Source organism: Verrucosispora sp. WMMD703 (assembly GCF_049178935.1).
Taxonomy (GTDB): domain Bacteria; phylum Actinomycetota; class Actinomycetes; order Mycobacteriales; family Micromonosporaceae; genus Micromonospora; species Micromonospora sediminimaris.
The window spans coordinates 5,093,873-5,118,605 of record NZ_JBMHMM010000004.1; the positions used below are offsets into that span (position 1 = coordinate 5,093,873).

23 protein-coding genes are annotated in these 24,733 nt (G+C 69.2%); 13 read left to right on the plus strand and 10 right to left on the minus strand.

The genetic code is table 11. The features are described from left to right. The first annotated feature begins 13 nt into the window (after window positions 1-13). The gene (sucB, locus tag ACN26Z_RS23590; RefSeq protein WP_421463454.1) at window positions 14-1,843 is read left to right on the plus strand and encodes a 2-oxoglutarate dehydrogenase, E2 component, dihydrolipoamide succinyltransferase; all 1,830 of its coding nucleotides are present in this window, start codon (window positions 14-16) and stop codon (window positions 1,841-1,843) included. Window positions 1,844-1,942: 99 nt separating this feature from the next. Here the strand turns inward: sucB and ACN26Z_RS23595 are convergent, their stop codons facing one another. Beyond that, a complete protein-coding gene (locus ACN26Z_RS23595; protein ID WP_421463455.1) occupies window positions 1,943-2,896 on the minus strand; it encodes an SDR family NAD(P)-dependent oxidoreductase in 954 nt (317 codons plus the stop codon). A 137-nt stretch (window positions 2,897-3,033) separates the two neighbouring features. Here ACN26Z_RS23595 and ACN26Z_RS23600 point away from each other — a divergent pair, with 137 nt between their 5' ends. The 4 genes from ACN26Z_RS23600 (at window position 3,034) to ACN26Z_RS23615 (ending at window position 7,861) form a co-directional block, all read left to right on the plus strand. After that, window positions 3,034-3,612 carry a TetR/AcrR family transcriptional regulator gene (locus ACN26Z_RS23600; protein ID WP_093401243.1) on the plus strand — a complete coding sequence of 193 codons (579 nt, stop codon included), beginning with the start codon at window positions 3,034-3,036 and terminating at the stop codon, window positions 3,610-3,612. A gap of 45 nt (window positions 3,613-3,657) precedes the next feature. Next, on the plus strand, window positions 3,658-4,980 hold the full coding sequence (locus ACN26Z_RS23605; protein ID WP_421463456.1) for a low temperature requirement protein A: 1,323 nt from the start codon (window positions 3,658-3,660) through the stop codon (window positions 4,978-4,980). 137 nt (window positions 4,981-5,117) lie between these two features. Beyond that, window positions 5,118-6,653, plus strand: a complete 1,536-nt coding sequence (locus ACN26Z_RS23610) for a type I restriction-modification system subunit M (RefSeq protein ID WP_421463457.1) — start codon at window positions 5,118-5,120, stop codon at window positions 6,651-6,653. Beyond that, window positions 6,650-7,861 (plus strand): restriction endonuclease subunit S, encoded by a 1,212-nt coding sequence (locus tag ACN26Z_RS23615; protein ID WP_421463458.1) that lies wholly within the window; start codon window positions 6,650-6,652, stop codon window positions 7,859-7,861. Before ACN26Z_RS23610 ends, ACN26Z_RS23615 begins: the two co-directional genes overlap by 4 nt. Window positions 7,862-7,962: 101 nt before the next feature. On the opposite strand, the gene ACN26Z_RS23620 is transcribed toward ACN26Z_RS23615, so the two are convergent. Continuing rightward, the gene (locus ACN26Z_RS23620; RefSeq protein WP_421463459.1) at window positions 7,963-8,154 is read right to left on the minus strand and encodes a DUF397 domain-containing protein; all 192 of its coding nucleotides are present in this window, start codon (window positions 8,152-8,154) and stop codon (window positions 7,963-7,965) included. Then, window positions 8,145-8,912, minus strand: a complete 768-nt coding sequence (locus ACN26Z_RS23625; protein WP_421463460.1) for a DUF5753 domain-containing protein — start codon at window positions 8,910-8,912, stop codon at window positions 8,145-8,147. The genes ACN26Z_RS23620 and ACN26Z_RS23625 overlap by 10 nt, the downstream gene beginning before the upstream one ends. Before the next feature lie 196 nt (window positions 8,913-9,108). Here ACN26Z_RS23625 and ACN26Z_RS23630 point away from each other — a divergent pair, with 196 nt between their 5' ends. Both ACN26Z_RS23630 and ACN26Z_RS23635 read left to right on the plus strand, forming a co-directional pair. Next, a complete protein-coding gene (locus tag ACN26Z_RS23630) occupies window positions 9,109-9,234 on the plus strand; it encodes a hypothetical protein (RefSeq protein ID WP_421463461.1) in 126 nt (41 codons plus the stop codon). After that, complete coding sequence (locus ACN26Z_RS23635; protein WP_421463462.1) at window positions 9,231-10,400, plus strand: helix-turn-helix domain-containing protein; 1,170 nt, start codon at window positions 9,231-9,233, stop codon at window positions 10,398-10,400. The genes ACN26Z_RS23630 and ACN26Z_RS23635 overlap by 4 nt, the downstream gene beginning before the upstream one ends. Window positions 10,401-10,511: 111 nt before the next feature. Here the strand turns inward: ACN26Z_RS23635 and ACN26Z_RS23640 are convergent, their stop codons facing one another. Then, window positions 10,512-11,342: an alpha/beta fold hydrolase gene (locus ACN26Z_RS23640; protein ID WP_421463463.1), complete on the minus strand. Its 831-nt coding sequence runs from the start codon at window positions 11,340-11,342 to the stop codon at window positions 10,512-10,514. Window positions 11,343-11,402: 60 nt separating this feature from the next. Here ACN26Z_RS23640 and ACN26Z_RS23645 point away from each other — a divergent pair, with 60 nt between their 5' ends. Continuing rightward, on the plus strand, window positions 11,403-11,747 hold the full coding sequence (locus tag ACN26Z_RS23645) for a hypothetical protein (protein ID WP_421463464.1): 345 nt from the start codon (window positions 11,403-11,405) through the stop codon (window positions 11,745-11,747). A gap of 84 nt (window positions 11,748-11,831) precedes the next feature. On the opposite strand, the gene ACN26Z_RS23650 is transcribed toward ACN26Z_RS23645, so the two are convergent. From ACN26Z_RS23650 to ACN26Z_RS23665, 4 genes are read right to left on the minus strand one after another with little or no spacing between them, the layout of a single operon-like run. Beyond that, complete coding sequence (locus ACN26Z_RS23650) at window positions 11,832-12,263, minus strand: hypothetical protein (RefSeq protein ID WP_421463465.1); 432 nt, start codon at window positions 12,261-12,263, stop codon at window positions 11,832-11,834. Beyond that, the gene (locus tag ACN26Z_RS23655; RefSeq protein ID WP_421463466.1) at window positions 12,253-12,915 is read right to left on the minus strand and encodes a hypothetical protein; all 663 of its coding nucleotides are present in this window, start codon (window positions 12,913-12,915) and stop codon (window positions 12,253-12,255) included. The genes ACN26Z_RS23650 and ACN26Z_RS23655 overlap by 11 nt, the downstream gene beginning before the upstream one ends. Beyond that, the gene (locus ACN26Z_RS23660) at window positions 12,912-13,172 is read right to left on the minus strand and encodes a hypothetical protein (protein ID WP_421463467.1); all 261 of its coding nucleotides are present in this window, start codon (window positions 13,170-13,172) and stop codon (window positions 12,912-12,914) included. Before ACN26Z_RS23660 ends, ACN26Z_RS23655 begins: the two co-directional genes overlap by 4 nt. A gap of 3 nt (window positions 13,173-13,175) precedes the next feature. Then, complete coding sequence (locus tag ACN26Z_RS23665) at window positions 13,176-13,439, minus strand: hypothetical protein (protein ID WP_421463468.1); 264 nt, start codon at window positions 13,437-13,439, stop codon at window positions 13,176-13,178. A gap of 208 nt (window positions 13,440-13,647) precedes the next feature. Between ACN26Z_RS23665 and ACN26Z_RS23670 the strand changes: the two genes are divergently transcribed. From ACN26Z_RS23670 to ACN26Z_RS23680, 3 genes are read left to right on the plus strand one after another with little or no spacing between them, the layout of a single operon-like run. Continuing rightward, window positions 13,648-17,061 carry a DEAD/DEAH box helicase family protein gene (locus tag ACN26Z_RS23670; protein WP_421463469.1) on the plus strand — a complete coding sequence of 1,138 codons (3,414 nt, stop codon included), beginning with the start codon at window positions 13,648-13,650 and terminating at the stop codon, window positions 17,059-17,061. A 44-nt stretch (window positions 17,062-17,105) separates the two neighbouring features. After that, window positions 17,106-18,113 (plus strand): aldo/keto reductase, encoded by a 1,008-nt coding sequence (locus ACN26Z_RS23675; RefSeq protein WP_421463470.1) that lies wholly within the window; start codon window positions 17,106-17,108, stop codon window positions 18,111-18,113. A gap of 47 nt (window positions 18,114-18,160) precedes the next feature. Beyond that, a complete protein-coding gene (locus tag ACN26Z_RS23680) occupies window positions 18,161-19,060 on the plus strand; it encodes a TIGR01777 family oxidoreductase (protein WP_093401575.1) in 900 nt (299 codons plus the stop codon). A gap of 95 nt (window positions 19,061-19,155) precedes the next feature. Here ACN26Z_RS23680 and ACN26Z_RS23685 read toward each other — a convergent pair whose 3' ends face one another. Next, complete coding sequence (locus ACN26Z_RS23685; RefSeq protein WP_421463471.1) at window positions 19,156-20,385, minus strand: PHB depolymerase family esterase; 1,230 nt, start codon at window positions 20,383-20,385, stop codon at window positions 19,156-19,158. A 182-nt stretch (window positions 20,386-20,567) separates the two neighbouring features. On the opposite strand from ACN26Z_RS23685, the gene ACN26Z_RS23690 reads away from it, so the two are divergent. Further along, window positions 20,568-22,388: a DUF2079 domain-containing protein gene (locus ACN26Z_RS23690; RefSeq protein ID WP_421463472.1), complete on the plus strand. Its 1,821-nt coding sequence runs from the start codon at window positions 20,568-20,570 to the stop codon at window positions 22,386-22,388. A gap of 107 nt (window positions 22,389-22,495) precedes the next feature. Further along, window positions 22,496-23,140: a lipoyl(octanoyl) transferase LipB gene (gene lipB, locus ACN26Z_RS23695; RefSeq protein WP_421463473.1), complete on the plus strand. Its 645-nt coding sequence runs from the start codon at window positions 22,496-22,498 to the stop codon at window positions 23,138-23,140. Between the two features lie 137 nt (window positions 23,141-23,277). Here the strand turns inward: lipB and aspS are convergent, their stop codons facing one another. After that, the gene (aspS, locus tag ACN26Z_RS23700) at window positions 23,278-24,564 is read right to left on the minus strand and encodes an aspartate--tRNA(Asn) ligase (RefSeq protein ID WP_421463474.1); all 1,287 of its coding nucleotides are present in this window, start codon (window positions 24,562-24,564) and stop codon (window positions 23,278-23,280) included. Between the last annotated feature and the right edge of the window lie 169 nt (window positions 24,565-24,733).

Here is a 24,733-nt window from a genome sequence, read left to right on the forward strand (position 1 = left end):
GAGTCTGGAGAACATGCCGGTATCGGTCACCATGCCCCGGCTCGGCGAGAGCGTCACCGAGGGCACCGTCACGCGCTGGCTCAAGCAGGAGGGCGACACCGTCGAGGTCGACGAGCCGCTGCTCGAGGTTTCCACCGACAAGGTCGACACCGAGATCCCGTCCCCGGCGGCCGGGGTGCTGACCCGGATCGTGGTGGGCGAGGACGAGACGGCCGAGGTCGGCAGCGAGCTGGCGGTGATCTCCGGCGAGGGCGAGTCGGCCGGCGGCGGAGCCGCCCCGAAGCAGCAGGAGGCCCCCGCCGAGCAGGCCGCCGAGGCTGCGGCGGAGCCGGAGGCCGAGGCGGAGCAGCCCGCCGTCGAGGAGCCGGCCGAGCAGCCGGCGCAGGCGGCCCCGGCGCCGTCGGGCGAGGGCACTCCGGTGCAGATGCCGGCACTGGGCGAGAGCGTGACCGAGGGTACGGTCACCCGCTGGCTCAAGCAGGTCGGCGAGACCGTCGAGGTCGACGAGCCGCTGCTGGAGGTCTCCACCGACAAGGTCGACACGGAGATTCCCTCGCCGGTCGCCGGTACCGTTTTGGAGATCAAGGTCGCCGAGGACGAGACCGCAGAGGTCGGCGCGACCCTGGCCGTGGTTGGTGCCGCCGGTGCCGCGCCGGCCGAGGCGAAGCCGGAGCCGAAGCCCGCGGCGGAGGCGAAGCCCGAGCCGGAGCCCGAGGCGAAGCCGGAGCCCGAGGCGAAGCCGGAGCCGCAGGTCTCCGAGCCGACGCCCGGCATGTCGTACAACGAGCCGGCCGCCGAGGCCGAGACCGCGCAGGAGCCGGTCAAGGCCGAGCAGGCGGCGCAACCGCCGGCCGCGGCCCCGCAGCGCGCGGCGGCGCCGTCCAACGGCGGCGAGCAGGCAGCCGGTTACGTGACCCCGCTGGTACGCAAGCTGGCCAGCGAGCACAACGTGGACCTCGCCTCGGTCAACGGCACCGGTGTCGGCGGTCGGATCCGCAAGCAGGACGTGCTGGACGCGGCCGAGAAGGCCAAGGCGGCCAAGGCCGCGCCGGCACCGGCGGCGGCACAGCCGGCGGCGGGCGCACCGGCCAAGCCGGCCGCCAAGCCGCAGCCGAGCGCCAAGCGGGGCACCACCGAGAAGCTGCCGCGCATCCGCGCGGCCATCGCCAAGCGGATGCTCTCGTCGCTGCACGAGATGGCGCAGCTGACCACGGTGGTCGAGGTGGACGTCACGAAGGTCGCCAAGCTGCGGGCGCAGGCCAAGGAGTCGTTCCAGCAGCGGCACGGTGTCAAGCTGTCGTTCCTGCCGTTCTTCGCTCTCGCGGCCATCGAGGCGCTTCAGGCGTACCCGATCGTCAACGCCAGCATGGACCTGGACGGCGGGACGATCACCTACCCGGACGCCGAGAACCTCGGCATCGCGGTGGACACCGAGCGGGGCCTGCTGGTGCCGGTCATCCACAACGCCGGTGACCTCAACCTGGGCGGTATCGCCAAGCGGGTCGCCGACCTGGCCGAGCGGACCCGGACCAACAAGATCAGCCCGGACGAGATCGCCGGTGCGACCTTCACGCTGACCAACACCGGCAGCCGGGGCGCTCTCTTCGACACCCCGATCGTGCCGTCGCCGCAGTCGGCGATGCTGGGTACGGGTGCCGTGGTCAAGCGTCCGGTAGTGGTGAACGACCCGGATCTGGGCGAGGTCATCGCGGTACGCCAGATGGTCTACCTGGCCCTGTCCTACGATCACCGGCTGATCGACGGTGCCGACGCGGCCCGGTTCCTGACCGCGGTCAAGGAGCGCCTGGAGGCCGGCAACTTCGAAGCCGAACTGGGCCTGTAACCCCCAGCGCACCAGCAGGGCGCCCCGGTCCACCGGACCGGGGCGCCCTGCTGTCTGCCCCTCCCTACCCGTACCCCGACCCCGCCCGCCCCCTGTTGATCAGGAGGTTAGCGGCGTTGTTGATTGGGTGCTGAGGTTCCAGAGGCGGTGGGCGGATTCGGGGTCGAGGGCGTAGTCGGCCACGCCGGTGCGAGTGCCGGGCTGGTTGGGGCCGGCCTGTTGGCAGTCCTCGAAGTAGCGGCCGCCGACCCCGTCGAGCAGCGGTGAGGTGGCCACCAGGACCGAGGTGGCGGCCCCCTGCTCCGGGGTCTTCCAGGATGGCGTGGCCGGCCCGCTCTGGGCGCGCATCCGAGCCAGGTCGTCCTCGGTCACGTAGCGCTGGAGGTTGGTACGGATCGCGCCGGGGTGCAGCGCGTTGACCAGGATGCCGTCGTCGGCCCAGCGCCGGCTCGCCTCGACCGCGAAGAGGATGTTGGCGGTCTTGGACTGCCCGTACGCGGCCCACGGCTCGTAGGCCCGGCGCTCGAAGTTGATGTCGTCGAAGACGACAGGTGAGCGCAGGTGCGCCGCCGAACTGACCGAGACGATCCGGGCGCCCTGCGCGGCGGCGAGGGCCGGGTGGAGCCCGGTGGCGAGCGCGAAGTGCCCCAGGTGGTTGGTGGCGAACTGCATCTCCCAGCCCTGCGGGGTACGCATCTCCGGCGAGGCCATCATGCCGGCGTTGTTGACCAGGATGTGCAGCGGGCCGTCCCAGGTCGCCACGAAGGCGGCCACCGAGGCCGGGTCGGCCAGGTCGAGCGGGGCCACGGTGACCCGGTCGTTGCCGGTCGTACCGATGATTTCCGCTGCCGCCCGGTCGCCCTGCTCGGGCTTGCGGACGGCGAGGGTGACGTCGGCTCCGGCGGACGCGAGCGCCCGGGCGGTCTCCACGCCGATGCCCGACCCGCCGCCGGTGACGACGACCCGGCGCCCGGTGAGGTCGATGCCGGCGACGACCTCCAGCGCGGTGGACGCCGCGGTGAACGGGGTGCTGACAGGTGTGCCGATGGTCATGATCCATCCTTGTCTCAGATGTGCGGCGGGTCGGTCCGCCGCTACGATGAGAAGCGGAGGCTCCTCCGTTACCGCCAGGCTAACCGGAGGTTCCTCCGTTTGCCAACCGGACGGAGGCCGACTGTCAGGAGGAGTACGTGCCGGAGCAGCCATCCCGACCGTTGCGCGCCGACGCGCTACGCAACCGCCAGCGGTTGCTGGAGGCGGCCGTCCGGGCGTTTTCCCGGTCCGGCGCGGAGGTAACCCTGGAGCAGATAGCCCGCGACGCCGGAGTGGGAATCGGCACGCTCTACCGGCACTTTCCCACCCGCGAGGCGTTGGTCGAGGCCGCCTACCGCAACGAGTTGGAGCGCCTCTGCGACTCCGCCGCCGAGCTGCTCGACCGGCTGCCTCCGGAGGCGGCGACCCGGGCCTGGATGGACCACTTCATCGACTACCTCGCCACCAAGCGGGAAATGGCCGACGCGCTGCGCCTGGTGATCGCCGCCGGCACCAACCCGTTCGCGCAGAGTCGGGACCGGCTGCTCTCAGCCCTGACCCGACTGCTGGCGGCGGGCGCGGCGGCCGGCACCATCAGGTCGGACGTGGAACCCGGTGACGTCCTCGCCGGGCTCAGCGGGGTGTCGCTCGCCGCCGGCGGCCGGGAACAGCGCGACCAGGCCCGACGCCTGCTCGACCTGTTGATGGACGGCCTGCGGTACCGCCGGCCTGACTGATCGGAAACGGGCGTACGCCCAGGTCGGCGCTGCCAGACTCAGCCCGTGGGCGACATGGGCTGGCGGGGGCGGCTCGGGCCGGCCGTCGGCATCGCACCCGGCGCCCGGGTCGACAAGTTCGAGATCTTCTTCGACCTGGTCTTCGTCTTCTCGTTCTTCATCATCACCCGCGCCACCGCCGCCAACATCAACGGTCGCCAACTGCTGCACGCCGCCCTCGTGCTGGCCGTGCTCTGGTGGTGCTGGGTGGTGCACACGGTGGTGGCCACCCGGATCCGCATCGGCGAGGGTTTCGTGCCGGTGCTGATGGTCATCGGGATGGCCGCGCTCTTCTGCTTCGCCCTCGCCCTGCCGCAGGCGTTCATGGACCACAAGGATGAAGCGGGTCCGGTCGTGGTCGCGGTCAGCTACGTGGTCATCCGGGCCATCCACCTGATCCTGTTCCTGCACGTCGTACGGAACGATCCGACCGAACGCCGGCAACTGCTCCGATACGCCCCCGAACTGGCGCTGAGCACCATGCTGCTGCTCGTCGCGGCACTGCTACCCACCCACATCCCCGATGCCGGGACGGCCGCCCTCGTCCGGGACGGGCTCTGGGTGAGCGTGGTGCTGCTCCAGTACGGCACCGGGCTGCTGGCCCGCACCTGGGGCTGGCAGGTGACCTCGGCGGAGCACTGGACCGAGCGGTACGACCTCATCCTGATCATCGCACTCGGCGAGTCGGTGATCTCCGTCGGCGTCGGCAGCGACCTGCTCGGCCAGGCTCCGACCTGGCCCGGGGTGACCGCCGCCGTCTTCGGGATCTTCTTCACCGCCGCACTCTGGTGGGTGCACTACGACCTGATCGGCCCGGCCGCCCGGATCGCCCTGCACGCCACCCTGGGTCGCGCCCGGGTGCTGATGGCCCGCGACGCCTACGCGTACCTCTACCTGCCGATGATCGCCGGGATCATCCTGTTCGCCCTCGGCGCCGAGGGCATCGTGCACGACGTCGCCGAACCCGGCGTGCCGGTGACCGAGCCGGCGCGCGGGCCGGACGTGCCGATGCTGTTCGGCGGGGTGTTCCTATACCTGCTCGGCAACATGGCGTTCCAGCTACGTACCCTGCACACGCTGAGCTGGACCCGGGTCGGCACCCTGGTCGTGCTGCTCGCCGCGATCCCGGTCGCCATGCCGATGCCCGGGCTGGTCGCTCTCGGGCTGCTCACCGCGATCTGCGTCGGCCTGGTCCTCGCCGAGGTGGTGCTGATGTCCGAGGCCCGGCACACGCTGCGCGCGGTGGTCTTCGAGGAGCGCACCACCCACGAGACCAACGAGGCCGCCTACCGCGCCCGCTGGCACGGCCAACCCCCCGGCACCACCTGAGCACCATCCAGTTGCCGCCCAGGGGCGCGACGAATGGTCACCGACTCGACCCGATGCCCTATGCCGGACATCCCGCCAACGGGACTACCCTGCGAAGGTCAATTGGAGATGGCCGACGGCGTGGGGATCGAAGCTACGTGATCACTGGTGAGTTGAAGAGCAGGATCGACCGCATCTGGGACGCCTTCTGGTCGGGTGGAATCTCCAACCCGCTGGAGGTGATCGAGCAGATCACCTACCTGCTCTTCATCAAGCGCCTGGATGAGATCTATAACCGCGAGCACAACAGGTTCGAACGCACCGGCAGGAAGCCGCAAGAGATCTTCCCGGAAGGCTCTGACGAGCAGGGACGCAAGTACGACGACCTGCGCTGGTCGAAGTTCAAGGACTTCGCCCCGGCCGAGATGTTCGAGACGGTACGCGACCGAGTGTTCCCGTTCCTGCGTACGCTCGGCGGCGACGGCTCGACGTACTCGCAGCACATGCACGACGCCCGGTTCACCATCCCGAATCCGGCGCTGCTGGACCGGGTGGTCGACATGCTCGACACCATCCCGATGGAGGACCGGGACACCAAGGGCGACCTGTACGAGTACATGCTCGGCAAGATCGCCACCGCCGGCCACAACGGGCAGTTCCGCACCTCGCGGCACATCATCCAGTTGATGGTCGCGATGATGGCGCCCGAACCGGGCGACGTGATATGCGACCCGGCCTGCGGCACTGCGGGATTCCTGGTCGAGGCCGGAGAGTACGTCCGCAAGCACCACCCAGGAGCCCTGCACAACACCAAGCAGCGTGAACACTTCCACGGCGAGATGTTCCACGGCTTCGACTTCGACGGCACCATGCTGCGCATCGGCAGCATGAACATGCTGCTGCACGGCGTGGAGAACGCGAAGATTCGCTACCGCGACTCCCTCGCCGAGAGCGTCAGCGGCGAGGCCGAGCAGTACTCCCTGATCCTCGCCAACCCGCCGTTCGCCGGCAGCCTCGACTTCGAGAGCACGTCAAAGGACCTGCAACGGGTCGTCAAGACCAAGAAGACGGAACTGCTCTTCCTCGCCCTGTTCCTGCGGCTACTCAAGACCGGCGGCCGGGCGGCGGTCATCGTGCCTGAGGGTGTGCTGTTCGGCTCCAGCAAGGCGCACAAGGAGCTACGCCGCATCCTGGTCGAGGACCAGAAGCTCGATGGCGTGGTCAAGCTGCCCAGCGGCACCTTCAAGCCGTACTCCGGAGTGTCCACGGCGATCCTGCTGTTCACCAAGACTGACAGCGGCGGCACCGACAACGTCTGGTTCTACGAGGTGACCGCCGACGGCTGGAGCCTGGACGACAAGCGCACTCCCCTACTGCCTGATGACAAGCTCGGCCCGGCCCTCAAGGTGGCCCTCACCGCCGACGAGCACGCCAAGAACAACCTGCCCGACGCCCTAGCCCGCTGGTCCCGCCGCGACGGCGACGAGCTGAAGCGTGCCCGGACCGAGCAGAGCTTCTGCGTCCCCAAGTCCGACATCGCCGACCAGGGCTACGACCTCAGCCTCAACCGCTACAAGGAAGTCGTCCACGAGGAAGTCGAACACCGCCCACCCCTGGAAATCATCGCCGACCTCGAACGCCTGGAATCCGAAATCCAGCAGGGCATGGCCGAGTTGAAGGCGATGCTCAAGTGATCCCATCGAAAACAGTACGCCTCGGGGACGTAACGAGAATAGTTGGCGGCGGCACCCCAACCCGAAGCAGCTCCGAGTATTACGATGGCAGTATTCCGTGGGTCACCCCCAAGGACATGAAGTCATGGCATATCGACGGCTCCCAGATTAGGATCACAGACGCCGGTCTCGCAAACAGCGCCGCTCGACTCGTCCCGGCACAGTCGATTCTGATCGTCGTTCGCTCGGGTGTCCTGAAGCACACGGTGCCGGTCGGCCTAAATCAGATTCCTGTTGCAATTAACCAGGATATGAAAGCCCTACTATGCGACCCCGAGGTGCACCCAGAGTACCTGGCACGATTTATTAAGGCGAATTCAAACCAAATCTTAAGCTGGGTCAGGGCCACCACGGCAGACAACTTTCCTGTGGCGAAGCTGAGTGAGATGATCATCCCTCTGCCCCCGCTCGCTGAGCAGAGGAGGATTGCGGAGGTGCTGGATCGGGCGGACGAGCTGCGCGCGAAGCGCCGTCAAGCTCTCGCCCACCTCGACAACCTCACCCAGTCCATCTTCCTCGACATGTTCGGCGATCCACGACAGAATCCACGGCGCTTGCCGGTAGAAACTTTTGGAAGTTTGACCGACGAATTTAGGTACGGCACTTCGAACAAGTCCAGCAACTCCGGCGCCCCGACCCTGCGAATTCCGAATGTAGTCAACGGAACCCTCGATTTGCGGGACCTCAAGACAGTTCCGGCAACTCCCGCCGAATTTGGCCGCCTCAGACTCTTTGACGGCGATCTCCTCTTCGTGCGAACGAACGGCAACCCTGACTACGTGGGACGCTGCGCGGTCTTCGAGCAACGCCTCGTTCGACGATCGAGGTTCCAACCAGACCAATTCATTTACGCATCCTACCTAATCCGGGCGCGCGTGAATAAGCAACGCATCCATCCCGCTTACGCACAGGTTTATATGACTGGACCTGCCGGCAGAGCGGCTCTCCGAGATAGGTGCAAGACCTCAGCAGGCCAGTACAACTTGAACACAGAGAATCTAGGTTCGGTACCCATACCGGTGCCGTCGCTCGCCGATCAGCTGGAATTCGTTGAGCGTATTCTCAAGATAGACGCCACCAAGTCACTTCATCGCGAAAGCCTCGTCGAGTTGGACACGCTGTTTGCTTCATTGCAGGATCGGGCTTTCCGGGAAGCGCTGCTTAGGTAGCTCGCTTTCGAGGTCCAGCGCTGTAGCTGGCGCACCCCCCCGCACGTTGAAGCGCTCGCCCCGGCGGAGGGCGAGCGCTTCAACGTGCGCCTGTGGGTTGGTCAGCCGTGCTCGGCGACGCGTTCGACGAACGCCCCCCAAGCCAGCGGCGTGAAAACCAGCGTCGGGCCGGCCGGATCCTTCGAGTCACGGACGCCGACGACGCCGGGAAGGTTGTCGGCTACCTCTACGCAGTCGCCCTGGTTGTTGCCACTCTTCGTGCTCTTGCGCCACCGTGCACCGGTCAGGTCCATGATGCTGCCGCTTCCCTAAGCAAGTTGAGGGAACCCTTGCGGGGCAGGGCCTCGCCCCGGATGCGTTCCCACCGTCGATCAAGCGTAGCAAGGTCGGCCGGTTGATCGATGATCTGCGCTGCGGCCTGGCTGTCCACGTATGCGGCGCGCGTCCCGTCGCGCATTTCCGCGACGGTGAACGGTCCACCCAGTCCTGGATACATGCCGACCTCCGAGGGGACGACATGAATCTGCACCGAGGAGAGCTGGGCACACTCGACCAAGTACGCCAGCTGCTCTGCCATCAGAGCCCGGTTGCCGTACGCGTTTCGCCGGAGCACTCCTTCATCGATGACGGCGACGTACAGCGGACCGCCGTGCCTACGGAGAATCGCGTGGCGCGCGATCCGCGCTGCCACCATCTCTTCCAGTTCGTCCGGCGAGAGCCCTTCGCCTTCCACGGTGGCACGGGCGTACGACTCCGTCTGAAGGAGGCCCGGCACCCACGCGAGCTGGTACGCCCGTAGCGCGACGGCTTCGCGTTCGATCTCAACCCATGGCCGGAACCACACTGGCTGACGTCGCTTAAGAACGTCCGGCCAAAGGTCCCCTACGTCCTGATCGAGGATGCTGGCGACCCTCGATCGGTGGCGGGGGTGCGGTACTCGTCCAGGGCTCATCCAGCGCGCGGCGGTCTTCGGATCTACACCGACTTGAGCAGCGAGACTTTCAGCTGTTTCACCGGCCTCGGCCATGGCTTGGATAAGTCCGTGATTCACCCAGGCTCCTCGATAGACGTTTCTGACGTCTATCAATTCTAGGGCAACGCTGTGTAGGCGTCCCATCACTGCCACAAAGGTTTCTGTAGATGGCGCGGGTCGGTGGAGGTCCCCAACCTGCCGGTCGCGCTATCGGGGCCGCCCTTGGGCGAGCAACCGGGGCGGCCCCTCCCAGACAGAGCGAAGGAGGTCAGTCATGATGCTGCTCGGTGCCGTACTGCTGGGGTTTCTGGCTGGGCTGTTCGCGTTCCGGGTGAAGGCGCGGTGGTGTCCGCGCTGCGGTGCCTCGACCCACGCCCTACCTCCGGGGGTCCGGCGGTGACCGCCCCCGGCCGGCAGGAGCGGCGTGAGGTGCCGATCGGGCGGCGGGTCGCGCAGCTACGGGTGCGCCGGGGAATGAGCCAGCAGGTCTTCGCCGACCGGATCGGCAAGTCGAAGAGCTGGGTCGACAAGGTCGAACGCGGGGTACGCAACCTCGATCGACTGTCCGTGATCCACGCGATCTCCGGGGTCCTCGGGGTCGCCCCCGATCTCCTGGTCGGCCGTCGCACCCGGCAGGCGACCGTCACCGAGGTCGCCGCCGCCGTGGAGCGGGTACGCGAAGCCCTGGTCCGCTACGACACTCCCGCTGGCTGCGTCGCGGACATGGACCGGCAGATCGCCTACGCGTACACCGCCTACCGGCACGCCCAGCATCCGCAGGTGCTGCGGACGCTGCCCGACCTGCTCACCGCCGCCCGCCACGCCCCCGCCGTTGACGTGCTGGTCGGGGCGTACCGGCTCACCGCCCACCTGCTGGTCAAGCTCGGCGAGCCCGACCTGGCGTGGCTCGCCGCCGACCGCGCCATGACCGCCGCCCACGGCGACCCGCGACGCACCGCCACCGCCGTGCTCCCGCTCGCCCAGGCCCTACGCGCCCAGCGCCGGGGCCGGCTGGCATTGGCCGTCAGCAGCACGGCACTGCGCAACCTCGACCCCGTACTCCCGTCCGACGCTCCACCGGAACACGCCGTTCTCGCCGGAACTCTGATGGTCGAAGCTGCGCTCGCCGCCGCCAGTCACGGCGACGCCAGCACCGCCGGAAGCCTCGCCGACCAGGCCACCCGCCGCGCCCAGCGGTGCCAGGACAGCGACGGGTTCGGGCCGACCGCGGTGGACCTCGCTCGCGCCCTGACCGCCACCATCCTCGGCGACCACGCGCTCGCCGTCGCCAACCACCTGACCGCCACCCGCACCGACGGCTGGCACCGGCTCCCCGCCGAACACCGCGCCGCCCACCTCATCGACATGAGCCGCGCGTACCTTGCCACCGGCGACCACCACGCCGCCGGCCGCGCCCTCGTCACCGCCGACCAAATCGCCCCCGCCGAAACCCGCATCCGACCCGCCGCCCGCGCCGCGCTGGCTGCCGTCCTCCGCGCCGGCCCCACCCCCGCCGACCTCACCCGCCTCGCCACCACCATCGGCCTGACCTTGGTCAGTACGTAACGTCCACGCCCGCTGGAGCTGCTGGCAGTCCCCAGCCGACGATTGACGATCAGCACCGACCCTGCCGGAGGGCGGGACCCCCGGATGCAGCCGCTGGCCAGCGATCACGAATCACCGGCCCAGCAGGGCCTGCGCGGTGAGCCAACGGTGCAGCGTCATGGCCAGTTGTACGGGCTGGTCGAGCTGGATCAGGTGACCTGCATCCTCGATCAGCTTGAGCTGGGCGCCCGGGATGAGGTCGGTCAGTCGGTGGGCACGGTCGACCGGAATCCAGGTGTCGTCCGTGCCCCACGCCACCAGGACCGGCAGGTCCAGACGGGGGTAAAGGTCCTGGATCTCGTCGGTGTAGCGCTGGTCCGCCTGGGCGATCTGCCGGTAGAAAGCGGCCTGCCCGGTCGCATTGAGCCACGGAGACACGAGTGCCTGCATCTGGTCGGGTGTGAGACCCCGGTGGCTGGCTCCGGCGATGTAGGCCCGGAGTGCTCCTTCGTGGACGGCGGGCGGCATGGCGCTGAAAACGTCGGCGTTCTCCCGTACCAGCCGGAAGAAATCCGACCCCCAGGGAGCCAGCGCCACCACGTCGACCAGCGCCAGCGACGCGAACGAACAGCCGTGCAGGAGACGAGCCCGCAACGCGACGGCGCCGCCGTAGTCGTGCGCCACGACATGTGGGGACGGCAACTCCCAGTACGAGAGGAGATCGGCCAGCAACTCACCCTGGACGTCCAGCGACACCCGGTGCTCTGGCAGCTTCGAGGAGAGCCCGTAACCGGGCATGTCCCACAGGTAGACCGTGAACTGGTCGCTCAGGGCCTCGGCGTAGGGGCCCCACAACTGCGACGACCACGGCGTCCCGTGGCAGAACATGACGGCGGGCCCGGAACCCGTCCGACCCCATCGGACCGTACGTCCGCGCCACTCGAACTCTTCCGTCAGATCCATCCGGCCAAGATTGCCAGACGGTCATCGGTGCGAGCAGCTTCGGCTGGCTAAGCTGCGCCCGTGAGCGGAGGACACGAGCAGCCGGTCGAAGAAGCGCTCGCCGTGTTGCGGAGTCAGTTCGGGGCCGATGACGGCTCCTTCCTGCTGCAGCTACGCATCGACCTGGAATGGGATCGCGCGGCCTTCGCCCGCCTGGCGGCGGCGATGCGCGTCGTCTGTGAGCGGTACGACCGCCGCGAGGCGCCCGACCAGTGGCTGGTGGAGGGCTGTCGCTCGATCCCGAGCTGGGTTGCCGGGCATACCGCGCACCCCAGCTTCCCCCGGCCAGAACCCGAGAGCTACTACGTCGCGAGCCTCGACCGGCTGCGGGACCTGGCCGCCTGCATCCTCCACGGCATCAAATGACGTCGGCCACCACCTTGGCGGCTGCCGACCCGCCACCGACTACCGGCCATCTTCATGATCCCTGCTGAAACCATCCGGCGATGCTTACGACAGGTGTTCGGCGGCGAGTTCCTCGGCTTCGGCCACGAACTCGTCCAGTTCGGCCGGGGTCAGGTTCGATTCGAGCAGGATCTGTCCGAGGACGAATATCTCGGCTCCCAGGATGGTCTCCGCAGGGATGTTGTCGATCAGTGCCGGTTCTCCGAGGGCCGCCCGGATGACACCCTCCGTCTCAAGGGCGGACAGAGTGTCGCCCTGCTCGTACTGGGCACGAGCCGAGGACACGAAAGCGGCCACATCATTCGGGGTGGCGTTGGCCCCTAGGTGCCGGTGAACAGCGATGGCGAACGCGGCCTCGATCACCCGTAGGCTGTCGGAAAGGCCGTGCTGCCTGATGTCTGCCACCACGGCGTCGGCGGCATCCCAGTCAGCCCTGGCAAAAGCCCGGATAAGGTCGCTCAGTGGTTTAACGTCCACGTCTTCTGAACCTCGCTATCCGTCTGCTGATCGCCGTTACGGTTCGTTGTGCTGCTATACCGGCCAGGAGGCCGAGCACCGCCAGGTTTCCTGCGGCTTCCGCAGCATCGATCTTTGGCCGTGGTGAGGCAGGTGGGACCGTCGGGGCGGCGGTGCCCGTTGAGTGTGTCCCGCTGGGTCCGCTGCGGTCACGGAACACGCTGATCGAGTGCTCGATCGTATCGGCGGTCGTGGTCACATGGTCCTGTACGTCGTCGGCCCTTCGAGTGGGTCGATTGAGGAACGCTCTCAGCTTCGCGCGGCTCAGGTCCCGCTGATCACTGTCAGACAGCAGGTCTTCGCCGGATGGCGGTCCGGATGCGATGGCTTGCTGCGGCACCGAGCCCGGGGCGATGACGTTCAGGTAAGTCCCGAGGTGTCGGGACGCTTCGCTGCTGAGCCGGGCGAGTCGGTGGGCCTTGTCGACGCCGGTGCGGGTGTGGGTCACCGCCGCGCGCAGCGCCGGATGGTCGGAGCCCGTGCCGACCGTCGTGTATCGGGTGTGGGCCTCGGCGACATCGGTGGCGGCCCGGGAGGCGCGGACCGCAAGCGCGTCCAGTTGGTCCATGGCGGACTTGAGTTGGGCGATGACCTGGGCGAGCAGGCCGCTCATCCCAGCGCTTTCCGGTACGCGTTGCCGCTCTCCTGCGCCGCCGCGATGGCTCGCAGAGTCAGCTTCACCTCACGGATCGCGTCGGCTATGGCCTTGCGCGCGTGTTCCGCCTCGGACCGCTGGCTGTCGTGCAGGGTGGCGAGCACGAGCCCGGCAACCTCGTCCAGGGCCGTGCCGACTCCCTCGATCGTGGCCCTACCCTGGTCGAGCAGGTAGTTGGCTTCACCGAGAGCCGCCTTGACCTCGCCGATGCTCACAGGTCAGCCGAGGACGCTGATGTACTGCCGGGCCGCCTGGGTGCTGCCCTGGAGGACGGTCGCCGCCTCGATCAGCCGCTGCTTGCTCTGCTCGGCCCGGCTGATCGCCTCCGCGATCGCCGGATGCCCGGTGCCGGCGGCGACGGCACGGAGTCGGGAGAGCACCTGCTCGGTGCCCTCGATGGCGGCCCGGATCTGGTTCGTCGTCGTGTTGCACTGCTCGGCTGCCTGGGCAAGTTCGGCCTTGACTTGCTCGATGCTGGCCATGCCGTCCTTCCGGTCCACTGCGCGGGATGCCGACTTCCTTCACTTTCGGTAGCGGTGCAGACACTACCCAACGTGAATCCTCTTCCGCAGCCCCGCCGGTGGAGCGACGCCGCCCGATCGGTGAATGGCAGTGGCTGTCAGGAGGGCTCGATTGGGGTTGCCGATGTGAGAGCATCGGGGGCTGCTGTCGATCGTGGGGGTTGGCGCAATGAGCAACTTTCATTTTCTGCGTACCGAGTGGCCCGATCTGTTTCGGGAAGCCGCCAAGGCCGAACGGAATGCGGTGCTCGACCCGCGTACCGCCTGCTTTTATGCCCGGCGGACGCTGGAGCACACCCTCACCTGGCTGTTCGAGGTCGACAGCACACTCAACCAGCCGTACAAGAAGGACCTCAACGGGAGGATCCACGAGCCGACATTGCAGCATCTGGTCGGCCCCTCCCTGAGCACCAAGATGGACATCATCCGCAAGCAGGGGAACTGGGCGGTGCATAGGATGGCGCCGGTCAAGTCGACCGACTCCATTCCTGTCCTGCGGGAACTGTTCCACGTCATGTACTGGGTGGCCCGCCACTACACCCGCGACCAGTCGCAGGTGCCGCCGAGCACCCTCGCCTTCGATGAGACGCTGCTTCCCCGGCCGACGCACGGTCAACCGCAGCAGACCAGCCAGGCCGAGATCAAGGCGCTTGCCGAAAAGCTCGCCGCGCAGGACGCCGCGCTCGCCGCCGAGCGGGAGAAGAACGCCAGTCTGGACGCCGAGCTGGCGAAGCTGCGCGCCCAGATCGCCGCCGCCAAGGCCGCGAACGAGGCCCGGCCGGACGAGCACGACTACAACGAGGCGCAGACCCGGGACCTGTTCGTCGACGTACTCCTCAAGGAGACCGGCTGGCCGCTCGACCAGCGGCGCGATCGGGAGTTCCCGGTCACCGGCATGCCCGGCGGCAGCGGCGCTGGCGCGGTCGACTACGTGCTGTGGGGTGACGACGGCAAGCCGCTCGCCGTGGTCGAGGCCAAGCGCGCCCGCCGGCACGCCACCGCCGGCCAGCACCAGGCCAAGCTCTACGCCGACTGCCTGGAGCAGGCGTACGGGCAGCGGCCTGTCATCTTTTACACGAACGGCTACGAGCACTGGCTGTGGGACGACCTCGCCTACCCGCCCCGGCCGGTGCAGGGCTTCTACACGAAGGCGGAGCTGCAACTGCTTGTGCAGCGGCGGGAGAGCCGCCGGCCGCTGGGCGAGTTGGCCATCAACGGGCGGATCGTCGAGCGGCACTACCAGAAGCGGGCGATCCGGGCGGTTGGTGAGGCGTTCGAGCTGCACCGGCAGCGTCAGGCGCTGCTGGTGATGGCGACAGGTGCGGGCAAGACACGCACGGTCATCGCCCTGGTGGAGCAGCTGATGCGGGCCAACTGGGTCAAGCGGGTGCTCTTCCTCGCCGACCGCAACGCGCTCGTCAACCAGGCGGTCAACGCCTTCAAGGCGCACCTGCCGGAGGTGGCCACGGTCAATCTGGTCACCGAGAAGACCACCGACGGCCGGGTGTACGTCTCCACGTACCCGACCATGATGGGCCTGATAAACGAGACCGTGAGTGGCGTGCGGCGCTTCGGCCCCGGGCACTTCGATCTGGTCATCATCGACGAGGCGCACCGCTCGGTCTACCAGAAATACCGGGCGATCTTCGCCTGGTTCGACTCGCTGCTGCTGGGCTTGACCGCCACCCCCCGCAACGAGATCGACCGCAACACCTACAGCCTGTTCAACCTGGAAGACGGCGTGCCCACCGACCACTACGACCTGGACGAGGCGGTCGAGGAGGGCTACCTGGTGCCGCCCCGGGCGGTGGCGGTGCCGCTGAAGTTCCAGTGGGACGGCATCCGCTACGACGACCTCAGCGAGGAAGAGAAGGACCGCTGGGACGCCCTCGACTGGGGTGAGGACGGCCCGCCGGACGGCGTCGACCCGGATGCGGTCAACAAGTGGCTGTTCAACACCGACACGGTCGACAAGGTGCTGGCGACCCTGATGACGCACGGGCACACGGTCGCCGGTGGTGACCGCCTCGGCAAGACGATCATTTTCGCCAAGAACAACGACCACGCGAACTTCATCCGCGAGCGGTTCGACGCCAACTACCCGCATCTGAAGGGCCACTTCGCGCAGGTGATCACGCACCGGGTGGACCACGCCCAGAGCCTGATCGACGACTTCTCGGTCAAGGACAAGGCCCCGCACATCGCCATCTCGGTGGACATGCTCGACACCGGCATCGATGTGCCGGAGGTCGTCAACCTGGTCTTCTTCAAGATCGTCCGGTCCAAGTCCAAGTTCTGGCAGATGATCGGCCGGGGCACCCGGTTGTGCCCGGACCTGTTCGGCCCCGGCCAGAACAAGGAGAACTTCTTCGTCTTCGACTGCTGCGCGAACTTCGCGTACTTCAGTCAGGATCTACCGGCCAGCGAGGGTTCGCTCGGCGAATCCCTCACCGCCCGCCTGTTCAAAGCACGAGTCGAACTGCTCTACCGGCTCGACCAGCGCCTACCGCAGGGCGGCGAGCCCGCCGTGGACGGCACCCGCAGCGAAGCCGGCCTACGCTGGGACATCGCCCACCACCTGCACGAGCGGGTCACCGGCATGCACCTGGACAATTTCGTCGTCCGGCCCAAGCGACGGACGGTGCAGTTCTACGCCGACGCCGCCAACTGGCACCGGCTCACCCCGGAGGCGGTCGAGGAGATCGGGCGCGACCTGGCCGGGTTGCCCACCTCGGTCAAGGACGACGACGAGACCGCCAAGCGCTTCGACCTGATGATGTTGCGCCTCCAGCTCGGCCAGCTCGACGTGGAGCCGGCCTACGAGCGGCTACGCAAGCAGGTGCAGGAGATCGCCTCGGCGCTGCTGGAGCAGACCAGCATTCCGGCGATCCGCGAGCAGCGAGAGCTGCTGGACGAGGTCGTCAGCGACGAGTGGTGGCAGGATGTGACCCTGCCGATGCTGGAGTTGGTGCGACGCCGGGTCCGGTCTCTGGTGCGTCTGATCGAGCGGGGCAAGCGCACCATCGTTTACACCGACTTCGTCGACCAGCTCGGTGAGCTGACCGAGATCACCATTCCGCAGGCGCGGGTCGGCACCGACTACGAGCGGTTCCGGATCAAGGCGCGTGCCTACCTGCGCCAGCACGAGGACCACGTGGCGTTGCAGAAGCTGCGCCGCAACCGGCAGCTCTCACCCACCGACCTCGTCGAGTTGGAACGGATGCTCGCCGACAGCGGGGTCGGTGCCGCCGACGACATCGAGCGTGCCCGGCGATCGGCCGACGGGCTGGGGCTGTTCATCCGGTCACTTGTCGGCCTGGACCGTGAGGCCGCCACGGAGGCGTTCAACGAGTTCCTCGACGGGCGGACGCTGACCAGGAACCAGATCCACTTCATCCACATGATCATCGGGCACCTGACCCAGAACGGCGCCATGGAGATCGGCCGGCTCTACGAGTCGCCGTTCACCGAGATCGCCCCGCACGGCCCGGAGTCGCTGTTCGTCCCCGCCGACGTGGATCGCATCGACGCCATCCTCACCTCCGTACGCGCCACCGCCACCCCCACCCACGAGGTCGCGTGAGCGCGCTTGACTTCGAGTGTGCTCCAAGCGCGACGCTTGGCGGCATGACGACGACACGGAAACTGGGTCGAAGCGGGATCGAGGTCAGCGCCATCGGCATGGGGTGCTGGGCGATCGGCGGGCCGCTGTGGGGTGACGACCGGCAGCCGTTGGGCTGGGGCGAGGTGGACGACGAGGAGTCGGTACGGGCCGTGCACGCGGCGCTTGAGCACGGCGTGACCTTCTTCGACACGGCAAGCAACTACGGGGCCGGGCACAGTGAGCGGGTGCTCGGGCGGGCGCTGGCCGGGCGCCGGGACCGGGTGGTGATCGCCACCAAGTTCGGCTTCACCTCCGACGAGGCGACCCGCCGGGCCACCGGCGAGGATCACCGTCCCGAGTACGCGGTGGCGAGTCTGGAGGCGTCGCTGCGCCGGCTCGGCACCGATCACGTCGACCTGTTGCAACTGCACCTGAACGACCTGGCGCCGGCGCTCGCGCTCGACCTGGTCGACACGCTCGAGGGCCTGGTCACCCAGGGCAAGATCCGGGCGTACGGGTGGAGCACCGACCACCCCGACTCGGCCACCGCCTTCGCACCGGCCGCCCCGCACTGCACGGCGATCCAGCACGACCAGTCCGTGCTGCGGGACAACGCCGACATGCTGGCGGTCTGCGAGAAGTACGACCTGGCCAGCATCAACCGGGGGCCGCTGGCGATGGGGCTGCTGACCGCCGCGACCCGGTCGCTTGGCGACGACGACGTGCGGGGGCGGGCACCGGAGTGGTTGCCCTGGTTCACCGACGGCAGGCCGGCGCCGCAGTGGGCGCAGCGGGTGGCTCGGGTACGTGCGGCACTCACCGCCGACGGCCGCACCCTCGCCCAGGGCGCGCTCGGCTGGCTGCTGACCCGCAGCCCGCGTACGGTGCCGATCCCCGGCTTCCGCACGGTGGCGCAGGTCGAGGAGAACGCCCGGGTGCTCACCCTCGGGCCGCTGCCCGCCGACGCCTACGACGAGGTCGAGCGGCACCTGTCGGAGCTACGTCGGGACGGGGCCGCCACGCGGGCGTGACCGACTCGACCGGGCCGGGTCGCCGCGCGTACCCGAAGATGGAGGGCATGCGGATCCTCATGGCCGGCGCGTCCGGCTTCCTCGGCACCCGGCTGGTCGATCTGCTCGTCGCCGACGGGCACCAGGTGACCCGGCTGGTACGACGACCGCCGCGCGCCGCCGACGAGCGACGATGGTCGCCGTCGGCGGCGCAGTTGGACCCGGCGGTGGTCGCCGAGGCCGACGCGGTGATCAACCTGGCCGGCGCCGGTGTCGGCGACCGGCGCTGGAACGACAGGTACCGGCAGCTCATCCGGTCCAGCCGGGTGGACACCACCACCACCCTGGCCACCACGATCGCCGGGCTGCCGGCGGCCGATCGGCCGGAGGTGCTGCTGAACTCCTCGGCGATCGGCTGGTACGGCAACACCGGCGACCGCGTGGTCGAGGAGGACGCGCCGGCCGGCGAGGGTTTCCTCGCCGACGTGTCCCGGGTGTGGGAGGCGGCCACCCGGCCGGCCGAGGACGCCGGGGTACGGGTGGTGCGGCTGCGCACCGGGCTACCGCTGCACCGCGACGGTGGGCTGCTCAAGCCGCAGCTGCTGCCGTTCAAGCTGGGTATCGCCGGCCGGCTCGGCAGCGGCCGGCAGTGGATTCCGTGGATCTCGATGACCGACTGGCTCAACGCCACCACGTTTCTGCTGGCCCGGGCGGACCTCGCCGGGCCGGTCAACGTGGTCGGCCCGGCCCCGGTCACCAACGCCGAGTTCACCCGCGAGCTGGCCCGCCAACTGAACCGTCCCGCGGTCATCCCGATCCCGGCGCTGGCCCTGAAGGTCGCCCTGGGCGGCTTCGCCCAGGAGGCGCTGACCAGCACCCGCGTCCTCCCCGGCGTCCTCAACCGCGCCCAGTTCACCTTCCGCCACCCCGACCTCCGCACCGCCCTCCACGCCGCCCTCCACGACTGACCCCTCCCCTCCAGCCTGTTGATCATGAGGTTGGCGGCAGGGTTGATCTGAAACTGCCGCCAACCTCATGATCAACGCAGGCGTCGCGGGGGTGGTTAGCAGCCGATGAGCCAGTGGTTGGGTGCGGTTTGGCGCAGGGTGGTGGTGTAGAAGGTGTTGTAGAGGCCCATCCGCTGGTTGGAGCCGTTGGCGTAGGCGTAGCCGCCGGAGTGGTACGCCCGGCCGGCGGAGACGTGGGCGTAGTTGCTGGCGGTGACGCAGGTCGGGGCACCGGTGGGGGTCGGGCTCGCGGTCGGGGTGGGTGACGCGGTCGGGCTCGGCGACGTGGTCGGAGTCGCCGTCGGGGTCGGGGTGACGCCGCCGTTCAGGCCGAAGAAGACCGCGTCGTGGTACGTCGAACAGATGGTGTCCAGGAAGTACGCGGCGGCGGTACCGCACTGGTCCGCGCCCGAGCCCGGGTCGACGGGGGTGCCGTGCCCCATGCCGGAGACCCGGTGTACGCGGACCACGTCGTTGCCGTAGACCTCGACGCTGGTGCCGGCCGGCAGTTGCCGGGTGCTGGTGGGCGTCTGCGAGACACCGAGCACGTTGGTCCACTGGTCGCGGGACTCGGTGGCGTTAGCCGTCGCCACCGTGTAGTCACTGGTCCCGTGCCAGATGGCCACCTTCGGGCGGGCACCGGAGTAGCCGGGGTAGGCGTTGCGGACGAGATCACCCCACTGCGCGGGGCTCTTGTCCACACCCGGGCTCATGCAGGAGAAGGCGTTGATCATGCTGGTGGCGCAGCGGTGCGGCAGCCCGGCGATGATCGAGCCGCCGGCGAAGACGTCCGGGTAGGTCGCCAGCATGGTGGCGCTCATCGCCCCACCGGCCGACAGCCCGCTGACGTAGACCCGGTTGGCGGCCGTGCCGTACGTCGACTTGGCGTGGTCGACCATCTGCTTGATGGAGAGCGCCTCGCCCTGCCCCCGGGACGTGTCACCGGTCTCGAACCAGTTGAAGCAGGAGCTGGAGTTGTTCGCCGAACGCTGCTCGGGGACGATCAGCGCGAACCGCCACTGGTCGGCGTGCTTCTGCCAGCCCGAGTTGGCGAAGTAGCCGCTGGCGTTCTGGGCGCAGCCGTGCAGCAGCACCACGGCCGGGGCGCCGGAGGGCAGGTTGTCCGGCCGGTACGCGTACATGGCGAGGTTGCCGGGGTTGGAGCCGAAGCCGGTGACCTGGGTCAGGGTTGCGGCCTGGGCGGGCGCGGCGACGGCCACCAGCGCGGTGGCGGCCAGGGCCAGCCCGGCCAGCGCACCGGCGAGCCGGGTACGGGTGCGGCGCACGAGAGCCTCCAAAGGGTGTGAGCTGGGTCACCAATGATTGCCGCGACGTTACGCACTTGTGTCACACCGATGACATGGCGGCCGTGCACATATTCGTCGATGTCCGGGTGTGGCAGCGCGGGCCGCCGCCTACCTGCCGGGTCTGACCGGCGTGTCCCGGTGCGGTTGGTAACGTCCGCTAGGTGCCCACCTCCCCGTCCGTGGCTCCCGCGCCCGCCTCACCGTCGCCGTCGCGGGTCGCCCGCGACCGCCGCGTCGATCTGATCGTGGTGCTTGTCGCGTTGGCGCTCGCCGTCTGGGTGACCAGCGGGCTGTGGATCGACCCGAACGGGCGGGCGATCACCGTCAACTCCAGCGACCAGGCGCTGTTCGAATGGTTGCTGGCCTTCGGCGGGCACGCGCTGACCCACGGGGACAACCCCCTCTTCACCTATCTCATCAACGTCCCGGACGGGGTGAACCTCGCGGTCAACACCTCGATCACGGTGTACGCGGCGGTCTTCGCCCCGCTGACGTACCTGATCGGCCCGTCGGCCACCTTCCTGGTGATCCTCACCCTCAATCTGGCCGCCACCGCCGTCGCCTGGTACTGGTTGCTCTCCCGGCACCTGGTCCGCAGCCCGCTCGCCGCGGCCGTCGGTGGACTGTTCATCGGCTTCTCCCCCGGGATGGTCTCGCACGCCAACGCCCACCTGAACTGGACCGCCGGCTGGCTGGTGCCACTGCTGGCATGGCGGCTGTTCGCGCTGCGCCGGCCAGGCCACTGGCTGCGTGACGGCGCCGTCCTCGGCGTACTCGTCGCGGTCGCCTTCTCGATCGCCGCCGAGGGACTCTTCTTCACCGCGCTGGCGCTCGGACTCTTCGTCGCCGTCTGGGCGCTGCACCCGGCCAACCGGACCGAGGCCCGCGCCGTACTGCCCTCGTTCCTGCGCGGGCTGGCGGTGACCGCGGTGGTCGCCGGGGTGTTGCTGGCCTACCCACTGTGGCTGCACTTCGCCGGGCCGCAGCGATTCCACGGCACCGGCTTCGACGCGGTGATCCATTCCGAGGACATCGCCGCGTACGCCGCCTATCCGCGCCGCTCCCTGGGCGGCGAGGCCGGGTTCGGCACCTCGCTGGCGCCGAACCCCACCGAGGAGAACTCCTTCTTCGGGCTGCCGCTGCTGGTGCTCGCCGTCGGCTGTTTCGTGCTGTTGTGGCGGGGCGGTGACGCCCGTCGACGGGCCACCCTGTGGGCCCTCGGGATCGTCGCGGTGGTGTTCACCGCGCTCTCGTTCGGGCCGGTGGCCAAGGTCGACGGCCGGCGAACCGACCTGCCGATGCCCTTCGACCTGCTCGGGCACCTGCCGGTGGTGAACGCCGCGCTGCCCGCCCGGTTCGCGCTGGTGGTGACGCCGGTGATCGGCCTGCTGCTGGCGTACGCGGTGGACCAGTTGCGTCGACGTCCGCCCTCCCGCCCCGCGACTGTGGCCTGGACGGTCGGCTTCGCGGTGGCCCTGGTGCCGCTGCTCCCCACTCCGCTGCTGACCAGCGAACGTGAGCCCATTCCCCGCTTCATCACCTCCGGCGCCTGGCGGGACCACGTCTCCCCGGGAGGGGTGCTGACTCCCGCACCGCTCACCCTCGACGTCTACCCCGACGGCCAGCGTTGGCAGGCGTACGCGCTGGCGAACCGACAGGGAGAATTCGCCATCCCGTCCGGTTTCTTCCTCGGCCCCGGCGGTCCGGACGACCGGGGACGCATCGGTCCGGTGCCGCGCCCGTTCGGCGCGCTGCTGGACCAGGCCGCCCGCAGCGGTCTGCCGCCGATCGTCACCGAGGGCACCCGAGAGGAGGTCCGGGCCGACCTGGAGCACTGGCGAATCGAGACCGTGGTGCTCGCCGACCAGGTCCACGGCGCCAAGTGGCCGGTCGACGAGGAGGCCATCCGCCGCACCCTGGTCCTGCTCTTCGGTGAGCCGGAGCGGGTCGAGGACGTCTGGGTGTGGCAGGTCCGGCCGTGAGCCAGCCGGTCCGGCTGCGAGCCAGCCGGTCGGGCGGTGAGCCAGCCGGTCGGGCGGTGAGCCGGCTCACCACTGGTGACCAGCGGGTACGGGTCTAGGCTGGACGCGTGACCGTGACGACCTCCGGCCTGACGGCCGTACGCGCCGGTGTCCTCGACTACTCCGCCGCCTGGGACGAACAGCGGCGCCTGCACGAGGCGGTGGTCACCGGCGGGCAGGGCGATACCGTGCTGCTGCTGGAGCACCCGAGCGTCTACACGGCCGGCAAGCGCACCGAGCCGTGGGACCGCCCGGTCGACGGCACCCCGGTGATCGACGTGGACCGCGGCGGCAAGATCACCTGGCACGGCCCGGGCCAGTTGGTGGGCTACCCGATCGTGCGCCTACCCGACCCGGTCGACGTGGTCGCGTACGTACGCCGGGTCGAGCAGTTGCTGATCGACGTGTGCGCCGAGTTCGGGCTGGCCGCGGGCCGGGTCGACGGGCGCAGCGGGGTGTGGGTGCCCGCCGACGACAAAGGTCCGGAGCGCAAGGTCGCGGCGATCGGCATCCGGGTAGCCCGAGGCGTGACCCTGCACGGCTTCGCCATCAACTGCGACTGCGACCTGGCGTACTTCGACCGGATCGTGCCCTGTGGCATCCGCGACGCCGGCGTCACCTCGCTGACCGCCGAGCTCGGCCGCCCCGTCACCGTCGCCGACGTCCTCCCCGCAGTCGAACGCCACCTCCCCACCCTCCTCCCCACCCCCTAACCCCTCCCCCACCCCAGCTCCAGCTCCAGCTCCAGCTCCAGCTCCAGCTCCACCCAGTCCCGCGGTGATCAAGAAGTTTGCGTCGGTTCCGGTGCGGATCCCCGACGCAAACTTCTTGATCAACCCCACCGGGGGGGTTAGGGGGTTAGGCGGTGGAGGTCGCGGGGGAAGGGGGTTACCTGGCGGATGTTGGGGGCGTGGGTGAGGCGGGCGACCAGGCGTTCCAGGCCGATGGCGAAGCCGCCGTGCGGGGGCATGCCGTGGCGGAACGCGTCGACGTAGCCGGCGTACGGTTCCACCGGCTCACCCCGGTCGGCGAGCGCGGCCAGATAGTCGGCGTGCCGGTGCAGCCGCTGGCCACCGGTGACCAGTTCGAGGCCCCGGAACAGCAGGTCGAAGCCGTTGGAGTAGCCCGGCCGCGCCGGGTCCGGATGGGTGTAGAACGGCCGCTTGGCCATCGGGTACCCGGTGACGAAGAGGAACTCCGACCCGTGCTCGCGCCGGGCCCACTCTCCCAGCGTCCGTTCGTGCGCCGGTGCCAGGTCCGGTTCGTCGGCGGGGGCGTTGGCGATCCGCAGCGCCTCCGTGAAGTGCACCGCCGGGATCTGCGCCGGCACCGGTGGGGGTGTGACGCCGAGGGTGTCCAGCGCACCCGCGGCCCGGTCACCGACCGCGTCGAGCATCCCGGCGAGGGTGTCCCGCAGTACCGTCATCACGTCGCGGTGGTCGGTGACGAAGCCCAGCTCCACGTCGAGCGAGGTGTACTGCGCCAGGTGTCGCACGGTGTCGTGCGGCTCGGCGCGGAAAACCGGCCCGACCTCGTAGACCCGTTCGAAGACCCCGACCATGAGCTGCTTGTAGAACTGTGGCGACTGGGCCAGGTACGCGGGCCGGCCGAACCAGTCCAGGGCGAACACGTTCGCCCCGCTCTCGGTGGACGAGGCGACCACCTTCGGCGTGTGGATCTCCACGAAGCGGCGGGCGTCCAGCGTGGCCCGGAAACCGGCCACCACCGCCGCCGAGATCCGCAACGCGGCCGATCGGGTCGGGTGGCGCAGGGCGACCGGGGCGTGGTCGAGCTGCGTCGGCAGGGTGGCGGCGAGCTCGGGTCGGTAGAGGTCGAACGGGGGCGGCACGGCGGGCGGGCCGAGCGGCCGTATCGTCGGGTCGGTCAGCTCCAACCCGCCGGGCGCCGCCGCGTTGGTGACCACGGTGGCCACCACCTCGACGACGGTCTCCTCGGGCAGCGCCGCCACGTCGGCGCGCACTGCCGGGTCGGTGACGACCACCTGGGCGAGGCCGGCGGCGTCGCGGACGATCAGGAAGGCCACCGACTTGAGCAGGCGGCGGCGGTGGACCCAGCCGGCGATCCGGACGGTACGCCCGGTGTACGGCGCGAGCTGGTCGGACAGGATGCGTTGCACAGTGGCTCTCCTCGGTCGATCGCAACGCCCTGGCCACCTCGGGTGGCGAGGCGTCGCCTCAGCCCCGGGAGGTGTGGGCGAGCGGGAACCTCGCGGTGCCACCACACCTTCGCTCCCGTCGGGGACGGGAGCCTCGTTCGTCGCCTTTTCACCGGGGGCCAGCCGGGCG